Genomic DNA, 12,499 nt, shown 5'->3' on the forward strand with positions numbered 1-12,499 from the left:
AGTCGTCACGATCCGGTGACGGAGGCGGAGAACCGTTGAAGGGAAATCACGGTCGTGAGTAGATGACCGGCATTCCAGTCACCAGGGCAGCCGTGACCCGGCGTCCCGATGGAGGAAACAGAAAGAAGGATGGCATGACACACGCCAAGCGCGCCGGAACCGTGGTCGCCACGGGTCTGGCCCTGACCCTTACGCTGGCGGCATGCGGCGGGGACAACAACAACAGCGACGACGCAGGCACCCAGAGCTCGGATCAGGGGGCGAAGGGTGGAATCGTTACCGTTTACCACGCTTCGGACTTCGAGCACCTGGACCCGGCCCGTGCGTTCGTCACGGACACCGGGATGGCCGGCCAGCTCCTCTACCGCACGCTGACCGCGTTCAAGTGGGACCCGACGGCGAAGAAGGTCGAACTGGTCGGTGACACCGCCGAGAAGTGGGAGAAGTCGGCCGACTTCAAGACCTGGACCTTCACGCTGAAGGACGGCCTGAAGTACGAGGACGGCTCGCCGATCACCGCCAAGGACATCAAGTACAACGTCGAGCGGTCGTTCTCCGCCGACCTGTCCGAAGGTGCGCCGTACGGCAAGAACTACCTGGACTGCAAGGGCTACGCCGGCCCGTACACGCCGGCCGGCAACAACGGTGGTAAGGGCTGCACCGCGATCGAGGTTCCGGACGACAAGACGATCGTCTTCAAGCTGAACCAGGCGGTCTCGGAGTTCGACATGACCGCGTCGATGAAGATCTTCGCGCCGGTGCCGCAGGCCAAGGACACCAAGACCCAGTACGACAACCGGGTGTTCTCGTCCGGCCCGTACAAGATCAAGACCTACACCCGCAACAAGACGCTGGTGCTGGAGCGCAACACCAACTGGGACCAGAACACCGACCCGATCAACACCGCGATGCCGGACGGTTTCGAGTTCAAGTTCGGTGACGACGAGGCGATCGTCGACCAGCGCCTGATCGCGGGCACCGGCGCCGACGCCAACTCGATCAGCTTCTCCGGCGTTCAGCCGCAGAACCTGGCCAAGCTGACCCAGGCCAACGTCAAGGACCGTGTGGTCGAGGGGACCGACCAGTGCCGCCGTTACATCGCGTTCAACCAGCAGAAGCCGCTGCTGAAGAACCCGAAGATGCGCGAGGCGCTGATCTACGCCTTCGACAAGACCGCGTACATCACTGCCCGTGGCGGCGACAAGCTGAACGTCGCGGTGGACTCGATCGTTCCGGAGAGCCTCGACGGCTACCGCAAGAACACCGCGTTCGAGGTGCCGGTGACCGGTGACCTGGAGAAGGCGAAGGCCGCGCTGGCCGAGTCCGGCTACAAGGGCGAGAAGCTCCAGCTGGGCGCGTCCGACGCGACCGACATCTCGATCAAGGCCGCGGAGGCCGCTCAGGCCGCCTGGAAGAAGATCGGTGTCAACGTCGACATCAAGAAGATCCCGGGTGACAACTACTACTCGACGCAGCAGAACGACGCGTCGGCGACCGACCTGATCACCGCCGGCTGGTGCCAGGACTGGCCGTCGCTGTCGACGATCGTTCCGCCGGTCCTCGGCCCGGACAACTCCGCGCCGGGCAAGGCCGCGCAGAACAACTACGGCCGCTCGAACATCGGCTGGGACAAGATGAACGAGATCCCGAAGATCGCGGACCAGAAGGAAGCCACCACCGCGTGGGGCGACGTCCTGGACGAGGCGATGAAGGGCTTCCCGCTCGTGCCGATCTCCGCGGACAACAACATCTACGTCTTCGGTGGCAACGTCACCGGCGCGACCGCCAACTCCGACATCGGTGGTCTGCCGGACCTGACCAAGATCGCCCTGAAGAAGGTCGGCTGATCTCGAACAGGTAGCACGCACTAGCTGAACCCGAGGGCGGTACCGGATCTCCGGTACCGCCCTCGGCACGTTCTACGCGATGCCGAGCAGTTCGCGGAGCTCGGCGGTGCCGTGGGCGTTGTGCTGGTCCCGGATGGACAGGGCGATGCGCCACTCGCGGCGGGCCTCGGGGAGGCGGCCCTGGAGGTGGCGGACCTCGCCGAGGGACTTGCGGATGTCGGCTTCGCACAGCCAGTCGCCGTACTGGCCGGCGATGGCCAGGCCCTCGCTCTGGTGGGCGACGGCCTCGTCGAGCCGGCCCTGGTCCAGGCAGAGCTTGCCGAGCTCGTTGAGCACCTCGGCCTGCTGTACGGCGGCGCCGGCCTCCCGGTAGAGGGCGAGGCTCTGCCGGAGGCTCTCGGCGGCGAGCTCGTACCGGCCGGCCTCGCGGTAGGAGACGCCGATGTTCTGGGCGATCATGCCGCGGTAGCGCTCCTGGCCGGGCTCGACCAGCAGGTCGAGGGCCTCGGTGAAGTGGCGCTGCGCCGCCTCGGTCGCACCTGTCTTCAGGTAGAGCATGCCGAGCGCCAGGCAGGCCCAGGCGGCGCGGGGCGGGATGCCCAGGCGCAGGCCGATCTCGCGGGCGCGTTCGGCGTACGGGATGCCGTCGGCGGTCCGGCCGGTGCGTTCGAGGACGTGGCTGAGGCTGCTCAGGCAGAGCGCCTGCAGGTTGCCGTCGCCGGACGCGTCGGCTGCCTCGATCGCTCGCCGCAGCGGCGTCACGGCCTGCTGGTACTGGTCGAGCTCGGCGTGCGCGGCGCCCAGGTCGTGCAGCACGAGGCCTTCGGCGATCCGGTCCGGGCCGTTGCTGACCAGGCGTAGTACAGCCTCGTTGACCTGCAGCCAGTCGAGCCACGCGCGCCGTAGGGCGTAGTAGGCGTTGAGACCGACCGCCACCTGTACGGCGAGCTCAGGCTGCTCGGTAGCGACGTGCTGGAGCGTCGTGACCAGCCCGGAGCGCTGGGCGTCCAGCCAGCCGAGCACGTCCTCCTGCGTCGGCAGGTCGTCGGCCCCCTTCAGCCACTCCGGGTCCAGCCATCGCTCCCGGGTCACCCCGTGGCCGGAGTACTCGCTGGCTCGCCAGACGACAGCCGAGATCCGCTGGATCCACCGCGTGGTCACCGCCAGCCGGTCCTCGCGGGACAGCGTCTGCTCGGCGAACTCCCGGGCGGCGACTCGTACGAGGTCGTGCAAGCGGTACACCCCAGGTGCCGGCGTGGTCAGCAGATGGACGTCCACCAGCCGCTCCAGCACGATCTCCGCCTCCTGCTCCGGACTGTCCGAGAACGACGCGGCCAGAGCGGACGTCAGGTCGGGACACTCGGCCAGACCGAGCAGGGCGAACATCGACACGGCCTGTACGTCGATCGGGTCGTCACTGCCCGCCAGCTGCTCGATCGACAGCACCAGAGTCGCCCGTACGCCGGAGTCGTCGAGCTGGAGCTCGTCCAGCCGACGCCGGCCGTCAGCCAGCCGGTCAGCCAGGTGCGCGACCGGCCAGGACGGTCTGGAGGCCAGCCGGGCGCCGGCCATCCGGATCGCCAGCGGCAGACCGCCGCACTGCCGGACCACCTCGGCGCACTCGTCCTCCGGTGCGTCCGGGCGGCCGGAGATCCGGCGGAGCATCTCGATCGACTCGTGCAGCGGTGGCTCGCCCAGCTGGTACTGGCGGCCGCCCAGGCCCGCCATGCTGCGGCGACTCGTCACGACCACGGCGCAGCGGCCGGCCCCGGGGAGCAGTGGACGGACCTGCTCGTGGTCGGCCGCGTTGTCGAGCAGGAGCACCAGCCGGCGTTCGGCCAGCACGGTCCGGAACCTGGCTGCGGCCGTCGGCAGGTCGGCCGCCGGGATCTCGCCCAGGTCCTCCAGCAAGTAGGTGAGAGCCTCCAGGGGCTCCAGCGGTGGGCCCAGCCCGAACCCGCGCAGGTCCAGGTACAGCTGGCCGTCGGGGAAGCGGGAGGCCACCTCGTGGGCGACGTGAATGGCCAAAGTGGTCTTGCCGATGCCGCCCATGCCGGTGATCGCCGTGACGCTCACGCCGGGGCTGCCGAGCAGGTACTGGCTCAGCTCGGCCAGCTCCTGGACCCGTCCGGTGAAGTCACCACTGGCGAACGGCAGCTGCCGTGGCGAGACCACCGGGGTCTCTGGCGCGACCAGCGGCATCCGGTCGGTCCGGCCGCGACGGGAGGCCGCGGCGACCAGAGCGGCCTCCTGGTCCTTGTCGAGCCGCAGGGCGGCCGCCAGCGCCTGGACGGTGGCCGGCTGGGGGTACTTCCGGGTCCCACGCTCCAGCGTGCTGATGGCCTGCACGCTGATCTTGGACACCACCGACAGCTCGTCCTGGGTGAGGCCCGCCGCCGTACGGTGCCGGCGCAACAGGGCCGCGAACTGTGACTCCACGTCCGTCACCCCTCACGATCGCGACTTTGTATGGGTGAACTGTATGGGTTGTACCTGGTGACCTCCCCGGGCCGTCAGAAGAATGGGCTGCGCTGGACCAATCTGGGGAGGAGTTGAGGATGTCCGTTTACCAGGCTGTCCCTGTGGTGCGAATGGAGGACTTCGCGCCGGAGGTCGTCTGCGAGGTGTACGAGCTCGGTTCGCGGCGGCCCACACCGGCCGCGGCGAAGGACCTGACAGTCCGTCAGGTGATGATCGGCCGGCTGATGGCGACCGGGGCGAAGGATGCCGCGATCGCGCGGCAGCTCGGCCTGTCGCTGCGGACTGTGCGGTCCGAGATCAGCGCGCTGATCGCCGGGCTGGGGGCGCGGTCGCGGTTCCAGGCGGGGTGCCTGCTGGTACGCCGTTTCGGCTGAGCTCCTGCGGGCCGTGACCTGGTGGTAGCGGCCCGTGGCGGCCGGCCTGCGTCGTCCGGAACTGTCCGGGGTGCGACGTAGGCTGGCCGCATGAGCGAGCTTCCTGATCGCCGGCTGCTGCTGGTGCACGCCCACCCGGACGACGAGACCATCAACAACGGCGCGACGATGGCGAAGTACGTCGCCGAAGGCGCCCACGTCACGCTGGTCACCTGCACGCTCGGGGAGGAGGGCGAGGTGCTGGTGCCGGAGCTGGAGCACCTGGCTGCCGACCGGACCGACGGGCTCGGTCAGCACCGGATCGGTGAGCTGGCCGCCGCGATGGACGAGCTCGGCGTCACCGACCACCGCTTCCTCGGCGGTCCCGGCCGGTACCGGGACACCGGGATGATCTACGACGCGTCCGGCAACGCCGCCGTACCGCCGGACACCCGGCCGGACAGCTTTTGGCAGGCCGACCTGGTCGCCGCCGCCAACGACCTGGTCCCGATCATCCGCGAGATCCGCCCGCAGGTCCTGGTCACCTACGACGAGTGGGGCAACTACGGGCACCCCGACCACGTCAAGGCCCACCGCGTCGCGACGTACGCCGCCGCCCTGGCCGCCGCCCGCTCGTACCGCGAGGACCTCGGCCCGGCCTGGGACGTCGCCAAGATCTACTGGACCGCGATGGCCGAGGGCCCGATGCGCGACGGCCTGCGCAAGCTGCGCGAGTCCGGTGACACCACCACCTTCGAGGGCATGGACCCGGACGGCCCGCTGCCGCCGATGATCACCCCCGACCGCCTGGTCGACTGCATCGTCTCCGCCGACGGGTACATCGACCGCAAGATGAACGCGATGAAGGCGCACGCCACCCAGATCACCGTCGACGGCCCGTTCTTCGCCCTGTCCAACAACAACGGCAGCGAGATCTTCGGCGACGAGGCCTACCGCCTGGTCAAGGGCACCGCCGTCCCCGGCCCCAAGGGCGTCGAGACGGACCTGTTCGCCGGCCTGGAGTGACCGGGGCCACGCACTGGGGCGACGCGTCGGTTACTGGTGGGTCTTAGGCTGCTGGAGTGACCCCGGACTCCAGTGGCAGCATCGCGCCCGCGGCCTTCCGTACGGCGCTGAGCCGGTTCGCGTCGGGGATCACGATCATGAGCACGGTGCAGGGTGGGGTCGCGCACGCGATGACGGCGAGCGCGTTCACCTCGGTGTCGCTGGAACCGCCGTTGGTGCTGGTGTGCGTGGACCGCGGCGTGCGGATGCACGAGGCGGTGCTGGCCGGCGGGGAGTGGGCCGTGTCGGTGCTGCCTGCCGGTGAGCAGGCGATCGCGGAGCGTTTCGCGAAGTCGGGACGGGACCTGTACAGCCAGTTCGACGGGGTGGAGACCGTGCCGGGGCCGAAGACGGGCTGCCCGCTCGTGGCCGGAGCCCCGGCGTGGCTGGAGTGCCGGACGTGGGCGACGTATGCAGGCGGTGACCACACGATCGTGGTCGGTGAGGTGCTCAGTCTGAGCGCGGCCGATGACCCCAGCGCCCTGATCTACTACGCGGGGCAGTACCGGGACCTCCGGGCCGACTGAGGGCACCGAGGGGCAGATCGACGGCGAAACCGGCGTGCCCGGTCGCGTAGGATGTGCCGTCTGTCATCTGGTTCGAGCAGGAGGACTCTGTCCGGTGGGGAGAAACAAGCTCGCGGGGATCATCGCCGCGGCGGGGTTCGGAGTGCTCGTCGTCGCGTACGGCGTGGCGTTCGCGCTGACCGGCGACAAGGTCCCGGGGGACACGACCGTGCTGGGCATCGACCTCGGCGGACTGTCCGAGAACGAGGCCAAGGCCAAGCTCCAGGCGGGCATCGACGACCGGCTCAAGCTGCCGATCAAGCTCAAGGCCGGCGACTCGACGTACCAGGTGAAGCCGGCTGACGCCGGGCTCAGCCTCGACGTGGACGCGACCGTCGCCGACGCCGGCGCGGGCCGTAGCCTGAACCCGGCGCGGATGTGGCAGGTGCTGACCGGCGGTGACGCGGTCGAGCCGGTGATCGCCCAGGACGAGGGCAAGCTGAAGGCCGCTGTCGAGCGGCTGGCCCAGCAGGTCAACCGCCCGGCCACCGAAGGCACGATCACGTTCCCCGAAGCCAAGGCCGTCCAGCACGCGCCGGCCGACGGGCTGCAGCTCGACAACGACAAGGCCACCGAGACCGTGGTGTCCGGCTTCCCGTCCGACGGGAACCCGAAGGACCTGCCGGTCGGTGTCACCAAGCCGCAGGCCGGGACCGACGCGATCAGCAAGGCGATGACCGAGTACGCCGAGCCGGCGATGTCCGGTCCGGTCCGGCTGACCGTCGGCGACAAGGGCGTGAACCTCACTCCGGCCGAGCTGGCACCGGCGCTGAAGCTGGTCGCCAAGGACGGCAAGTTCACCCCGAGCCTGGACGCCAAGAAGCTCGAGCCGCTGTTCAAGAAGCGGTTCAAGGACCTCGAGACGCTGCCGAAGGACGCCACGATCCAGGTCGTCGGCGGCCGGCCGCAGGTGGTGCCCGCGGTCGACGGCCAGATCGTCGCCCGGGACAAGGTGATCCCGGCCATCCTGTCGGTGCTGCCGAAGGCCGAAGGGGAGCGGAAGGCGTCGGTCGGGCTGGCCAAGTCGAAGGCCGAGCTGACCACCGAGGCCGCGCAGGCGCTCGGGGTCAAGGAGGTGATGGGGCAGTTCACCACCCGGTTCCCGCACGCGGAGTACCGCAACGTGAACATCGGGACCGCGGCCCGCAAGATCAACGGCACCCTGCTCAAGCCGAACGAGACGTTCAGCCTGAACAAGATCGTCGGCGAGCGGACCAAGGAGAACGGCTTCACCGAGGGCAACATCATCAACGGCGGCAAGTTCGTGCTCGACCTGGGCGGCGGTGTCTCGCAGTCGGCGACCACGACCTTCAACGCGGCCTTCTTCGCCGGGCTGAAGGACGTCGAGCACAAGGCGCACAGCGTCTACATCAACCGGTACCCGGTCGGCCGTGAGGCGACCGTCGCGTGGCCGTCGGTGGACCTGAAGTTCCAGAACGACTCCGGGCACGGGGTCTTCGTGCAGACCATCTTCTCGGCCTCGACGCCCGGCAAGCAGGGCAGCCTGACGGTGAAGATCTGGGGTACCAAGGTCTGGAACGTCACCGCCGGCCAGTCGGCGAAGTACAACTTCCGCTCGCCCGGCCTGGTCTACAGCCAGGAGGCGGGCTGCCGTCCGCAGGCGCCGACCGGTGGCTTCGACATCAAGATCTACCGGTACTTCGCCAAGAACGGCGCCCGCGTGAAGACCGAGTCCTTCACCACCAACTACAACGCGGCCGACGACATCCGCTGCGGCCCCAAGCCCGGCACGACGCCCCCGCCGAACACCCCGGACACGCCGCCCACCCCCGGGATGGGCAAGCCCTCCGGCAGCACCCGCCCACCGAGCTGAAAGCAAAGGGCCGCCTGAAAAGGTGGCCCTTTGTCATGCTCGGTGTAGTTCGTGCAGTTGCGCGGCGACCTGGTTGAACAGCTCTTCGCCGATCACCGCGCCCTCTCGCCGGACCTGCCCCGGCTCCACCCGCAGGACCCGGTCGAGCCGGACCTCGCTGTTGCGGTTCTCCTTGTCCCAAGGCCCGCTGCCGATGTCCAGCCACACGCGCCCCCAGCGGGCCTCGTCGGCGGCGTCGCGGTCATGGTCCTTGCTGGTCAGAATGAGCGCCAGCAGGTACGCCCCGTCGGACCCCACGACCAGCACCGGCCGGTCCTTCCCCCGATGGTGGTCCTCCTCGAACGGCACCCAGGTCCACACGATCTCGCCCGGGTCCGCCACCCCGTCGTCCGGGTGCGGCGTGTACTCGACCCGCACCGTTCCCTCGTAGTCACCCGGGTACTCCGGCCGCTCCGCCGCGTGATCCGCCATGAGCCGACCCTAGTACGCCGACCGAACGCTCCCCGGGCTCACACACCAGCCCCGCCGCGCGTTCCACCCCCATGACCACGCGGACAACCACCTCCTCCCGCGGCGCGATGCTCGCCGTCCTGCTGACCGGTCAGTTCATGGCCAACGTCGACACGGCCGTCGCCAACATCGCCGCCCCAGCACTGCAGTCCGACCTGCACGCCACCGAGGGCCAGGCTGCCCTCGTCGTCTCCGCATACGTCGTCGCGTTCGCCGTCCTCCTGGTCACCGGCGCCCGCCTCGGCTCCTCCATCGGCTACCGCCGCGTCTTCCTCACCGGCCTGCAGCTCTTCACGCTCGCCTCCCTCGCCTGCGGCCTGGCCCCCGACATTCGCACCCTGACCGTCGCCCGTTTCCTCCAGGGCGCCGGAGCCGCGCTGATGGTCCCGCAGGTCCTCAGCGGCATCCAGCTCTCGTACGCCGGACGCGACCGCGTCAAAGCCCTCGGCTGGTTCTCGATCGCCCTGTCCGGCGGAGCGGTCGCCGGTCAGGTCCTGGGCGGCGTGCTGATCTCCGCAGACCTGTTCGGCACGAGCTGGCGGCCGATCTTCCTCGTCAACGTCCCGATCGGCATCGCACTCACCATCGCCGGCCTGCGCCACCTCGACCCCGCCCGCGGCACCAAGCAGCCTCTCGACGCCAGGGGAGTCCTCACCCTCTCCGCCACCGTCCTCCTGGTGATCGTCCCCCTTCTCCTGGGCTCCGAACGCGGCTGGCCCGCCTGGTCCTGGATCAGCCTGGCCCTGAGCCTCCCCGCCCTCGCCCTCTTCGAGTACGGCGAACGCCGGGCCGCCGCATCCGGCGGCCGTCCGCTGATCGCCCGTCAGGTCCTCCGCAACCCCCGCGTCCGAGCGGGCCTCCTGGCCCACGGCGCCACCACCGGCTCGTACTTCGCCCTGCTCTTCGTGCTCGCCCTCTACCTCCAGCAGGGCCTCGGCAAGAGCCCGGCGTACTCGGGCCTGGCCATGGTCGTCTGGGTCGCCGCCTTCGGTATCGCAGGCCCACTGCTTCCCAGACTCCCCGAGGGCATCCACTGGCTCCCAGTACTCGGCTGCGCAATCCTCGGCACCGGCTACCTGGCCGTCCTGACCTACCTGCTGGCAGGCGGCACGTCCGGCCCTCTCCTGTTCGGCCTGCTGGGCGTAGGCGGCCTTGGCCTGGGCATCAGCGCCAACACCCTCATCGGCGGCATCACCTCGAGCATGCCCAACCAGTACGCCGCCGACCTGTCCGGAGTGGTCGTCACCAACGCCCAGCTCTCCGGAGCCTTCGGCGTCGCCCTGGCCGGAGCCGTCTACTCCAGCCTCAGCACAGACCCGCAGCACGCACTCAGCGTCGTACTGGCCGGCTTTGCCGCGCTGAGCCTGGTCGGCGCGCTGGCCTCCTACCGCTTGGTCAGGTAGCGGTAGCGGTAGGCCTCGACGTACCCAAGACCCGTGTACGTCGTCAGAGCCCCCGCGTTCTCCTCCTCGACCTCCAGGTAGGTCCGGCGACCTCCCAGCGGCCCTGCCCAGCGCGCCAGCCCCTGCAGGGCCGCCGTGGCCAGCCCACGCCGCCGGTACGCCGGATCGACGCGCACGGCGTCCACTCCGAGCCAGTGACCCGTCATCGAGCCCCGCGCGACGGCCACCACGCGTCCGTCGAGCTCCACCGACGCGAAGGCGGCCTTCGGCGGGCCCTCCATCACCGCAGGCGCAGCAGCCGGCACGTCGCCGTCGAAGGCCGCCGCGTACCACTCCGCGTCCGGCCGGTCCGCCACCAGCACCTCGTACGCCGGTACGCCGTTCACGTGGTCGAGCGTCGTGTGCAGCACCAGGGCGTCAGACTTCTCAGGCCGAGCGTCCGTCCACCCCAGCCCGGTGAACTCCTCGAACTCCGGGTGACCGATCCGGGTCAGCGCCAGCGGAGGCAGCCCCCGCTCCAGGTAGAACGCCTCCACCTGCTTGGCGGCGTCACTGAACGGCAGCCCCGGGTCACCGGCCGGCAGCACCGAGTTGGCCCGGCCTGTCCAGCCACCGGACGCCCGGAGCAGCCATTCGCCGACGTACTGGGTCTCCGCGGCGGGCCGGCCGAGCGCCGTGGTCAGGAACAACTGCTCCGCGTCCACCCGCCGCAGCGGCATCGGGGGGATCGGTTTGGCCGCCACCACGGCCTCCCGGTGGATCCGGTACGGCGTACTGTCGGCGTGACGGATCTCCAGGGTCCGGTCGTCGTACGACTGCAGCACGCCGATGACGTCGGTCGCCTGACCGCCGTCCAACTGGTGGCGAACCACGACACGGTGGCCGATATCACGGGCGCTGACGCCTGACACGATGCGGACTCCTGGCAGAGTGGGTCATCTACTACCGTGATACTAGAGAACCGAGCACTACCGCACCGCAGCATTTCCCGACCGCTGCGCCTGCTGGCCATAGGAGGAGTACCAGTGACTTACGTCATCGCGCAGCCGTGTGTTGACCTCAAGGACCTCGCGTGCGTCGAGGAGTGCCCGGTCGACTGCATCTACGAGGGCAACCGGATGCTCTACATCCACCCCGACGAGTGCGTCGACTGCGGAGCGTGCGAGCCGGTCTGCCCGGTCGAGGCGATCTACTACGAGGACGACACGCCGGAGCAGTGGAAGGACTACTACACGGCGAACGTCGACTTCTTCAACGACCTGGGTTCGCCCGGTGGCGCGTCGAAGATGGGCAAGATCGACAAGGACCACGCGTTCATCGCGGCCCTGCCCCCGCAGGAGCACGACGAGTGAGCTAGACCGGACCTTCGGAACTGCGGTGCACCGGACCGGTGCGCCGCAGTTTTGCTGTGCTCACTCGTCGACGACGTCGACGTGCACGTGGTCCAGGTGCCGCAACGTGTCGCGGTTCCCGGCCCGGTCCGGCGCCTGGTAGTCGCGCCAGCCGCTGTCCGAGCGGCCGCCCGCGGTCCAGATCTTGTCGCTGAAGATGACGGTCTTGATCTGCAGCCGGTCCGCCTGGGCGACCAGGTACTGCGCGAGCGCCCAGCCGCGGGTCGTGTTCGCCGCCGAGATCGGCTTGACGAAGACGTCGACCGCCCGGCCGTCGTAGTGCGCCGAGCCCTCCATGTGGCCCGTCCGGACCCCGCCGGCCGCGAAGCCGCCCGTGGGGAGCTTGCCGAACGTCTTGATCAGGTCCCGCCGGACCGCCTCGGCGCGCGGGGTCAGGCCGTTCGCGCCGATCGTCTCGACGGCGCCGGACGGGTTGTCCAGCGTGCAGCTGAACGCGCTCTTGGTCTGCCCGGTCAGCGCCGAGGCCAGGATCCGCGCGTCACCCTCGTGGTCGGCGTACGCGTTGGGGAAGGCGCTGCGCTGGACCCGGTCGGCCGCGACCGTCACCGCGAGCTTCTCGTAGCCCTTGATCTTCACCAGCGCGTCGTAGAACTTCCCGGCCGCGTAGTGCGGGTCCCGGACCTGCGTGGCCGTGCCCCAGCCCATCGACGGGCGCTGCTGGAACAGCCCGAGCGAGTCCCGGTCACCGTGCGCCAGGTTCCGCAGGCCGGACTCCTGGTACGCCGTCGCGAGCGCGATCGTCGCCGCGCGCGGCGGCAGCCCACGCCGTACGGCGACGCCGCTGATCACCGCGGCCCACTGCGCCTGCTCCAGGTCGACCGTCACGGTGGTGCCGTTGACGGTCGCCTCGCACTGCTCCCGGGGCGGGATCAGCGGCCCGATGCCCTGGCCGCCGACCCAGGCGATCGCCCCGCCGACGGCCAGCGCGAGCGCGCCGATCGCCCCGACCGCGACGATCACTCCACGATTCACCGCCATACGGGTCCCAACGTGCGGGGGACGGGCGCGGGTTCCGGGTGGTTGGTCAC

General features: G+C 69.8%; 11 protein-coding genes. 7 read left to right on the top strand and 4 right to left on the bottom strand.

Annotation, left to right across the window (positions count from 1 at the left end; genetic code table 11):
• Nucleotides 1-134 precede the first annotated feature (134 nt).
• Nucleotides 135-1,847 (top strand): ABC transporter substrate-binding protein, encoded by a 1,713-nt coding sequence (locus ACLQ2O_RS13740; protein ID WP_425831058.1) that lies wholly within the window; start codon nt 135-137, stop codon nt 1,845-1,847.
• A gap of 72 nt (nt 1,848-1,919) precedes the next feature.
• Here ACLQ2O_RS13740 and ACLQ2O_RS13745 read toward each other — a convergent pair whose 3' ends face one another.
• Complete coding sequence (locus ACLQ2O_RS13745) at nt 1,920-4,286, bottom strand: tetratricopeptide repeat protein (RefSeq protein ID WP_425831060.1); 2,367 nt, start codon at nt 4,284-4,286, stop codon at nt 1,920-1,922.
• A gap of 119 nt (nt 4,287-4,405) precedes the next feature.
• Here ACLQ2O_RS13745 and ACLQ2O_RS13750 point away from each other — a divergent pair, with 119 nt between their 5' ends.
• The 4 genes from ACLQ2O_RS13750 (at nt 4,406) to ACLQ2O_RS13765 (ending at nt 8,146) form a co-directional block, all read left to right on the top strand.
• Nucleotides 4,406-4,702, top strand: coding sequence for a response regulator transcription factor (locus ACLQ2O_RS13750; protein WP_425831062.1), 297 nt, complete (start codon nt 4,406-4,408; stop codon nt 4,700-4,702).
• Nucleotides 4,703-4,792: 90 nt separating this feature from the next.
• Nucleotides 4,793-5,707 carry an N-acetyl-1-D-myo-inositol-2-amino-2-deoxy-alpha-D-glucopyranoside deacetylase gene (gene mshB, locus ACLQ2O_RS13755; RefSeq protein ID WP_425831064.1) on the top strand — a complete coding sequence of 305 codons (915 nt, stop codon included), beginning with the start codon at nt 4,793-4,795 and terminating at the stop codon, nt 5,705-5,707.
• Nucleotides 5,708-5,763: 56 nt separating this feature from the next.
• Nucleotides 5,764-6,273, top strand: coding sequence for a flavin reductase family protein (locus tag ACLQ2O_RS13760; RefSeq protein ID WP_425831066.1), 510 nt, complete (start codon nt 5,764-5,766; stop codon nt 6,271-6,273).
• Nucleotides 6,274-6,367: 94 nt separating this feature from the next.
• Nucleotides 6,368-8,146 (top strand): VanW family protein, encoded by a 1,779-nt coding sequence (locus ACLQ2O_RS13765; RefSeq protein ID WP_425831068.1) that lies wholly within the window; start codon nt 6,368-6,370, stop codon nt 8,144-8,146.
• Between the two features lie 33 nt (nt 8,147-8,179).
• On the opposite strand, the gene ACLQ2O_RS13770 is transcribed toward ACLQ2O_RS13765, so the two are convergent.
• Nucleotides 8,180-8,617 carry a type II toxin-antitoxin system PemK/MazF family toxin gene (locus tag ACLQ2O_RS13770; RefSeq protein WP_425831070.1) on the bottom strand — a complete coding sequence of 146 codons (438 nt, stop codon included), beginning with the start codon at nt 8,615-8,617 and terminating at the stop codon, nt 8,180-8,182.
• Between the two features lie 71 nt (nt 8,618-8,688).
• Here ACLQ2O_RS13770 and ACLQ2O_RS13775 point away from each other — a divergent pair, with 71 nt between their 5' ends.
• Entirely contained in the window at nt 8,689-10,059 is a 1,371-nt protein-coding gene (locus ACLQ2O_RS13775) for an MFS transporter (protein ID WP_425831072.1), read from the top strand.
• Here the strand turns inward: ACLQ2O_RS13775 and ACLQ2O_RS13780 are convergent.
• Entirely contained in the window at nt 10,041-10,970 is a 930-nt protein-coding gene (locus ACLQ2O_RS13780) for a GNAT family N-acetyltransferase (protein WP_425831074.1), read from the bottom strand. The two genes, ACLQ2O_RS13775 and ACLQ2O_RS13780, sit on opposite strands and share 19 nt — an antisense overlap.
• Before the next feature lie 114 nt (nt 10,971-11,084).
• Here ACLQ2O_RS13780 and fdxA point away from each other — a divergent pair, with 114 nt between their 5' ends.
• A complete protein-coding gene (fdxA, locus tag ACLQ2O_RS13785; RefSeq protein WP_020385626.1) occupies nt 11,085-11,411 on the top strand; it encodes a ferredoxin in 327 nt (108 codons plus the stop codon).
• A 60-nt stretch (nt 11,412-11,471) separates the two neighbouring features.
• Here the strand turns inward: fdxA and ACLQ2O_RS13790 are convergent, their stop codons facing one another.
• On the bottom strand, nt 11,472-12,449 hold the full coding sequence (locus ACLQ2O_RS13790; protein WP_425831075.1) for a hypothetical protein: 978 nt from the start codon (nt 12,447-12,449) through the stop codon (nt 11,472-11,474).
• Nucleotides 12,450-12,499 lie beyond the last annotated feature (50 nt).

Origin of the sequence: Kribbella sp. DT2 (assembly GCF_049844575.1) — a bacterium.
In the GTDB taxonomy this organism is placed as follows: Bacteria; Actinomycetota; Actinomycetes; order Propionibacteriales; family Kribbellaceae; genus Kribbella.

Bases quoted from the DNA above. Each gene is read 5' to 3' on its own strand.
- ACLQ2O_RS13740 (WP_425831058.1), top strand. From the start codon at position 135: ATGACACACGCCAAGCGCGCCGGAACCGTGGTCGCCACGGGTCTGGCC.
- ACLQ2O_RS13750 (WP_425831062.1), top strand. From the start codon at position 4,406: ATGTCCGTTTACCAGGCTGTCCCTGTGGTGCGAATGGAGGACTTCGCG.
- mshB (WP_425831064.1), top strand. From the start codon at position 4,793: ATGAGCGAGCTTCCTGATCGCCGGCTGCTGCTGGTGCACGCCCACCCG.
- ACLQ2O_RS13770 (WP_425831070.1), bottom strand. From the start codon at position 8,617: ATGGCGGATCACGCGGCGGAGCGGCCGGAGTACCCGGGTGACTACGAG.
- ACLQ2O_RS13775 (WP_425831072.1), top strand. From the start codon at position 8,689: ATGACCACGCGGACAACCACCTCCTCCCGCGGCGCGATGCTCGCCGTC.
- ACLQ2O_RS13790 (WP_425831075.1), bottom strand. From the start codon at position 12,449: ATGGCGGTGAATCGTGGAGTGATCGTCGCGGTCGGGGCGATCGGCGCG.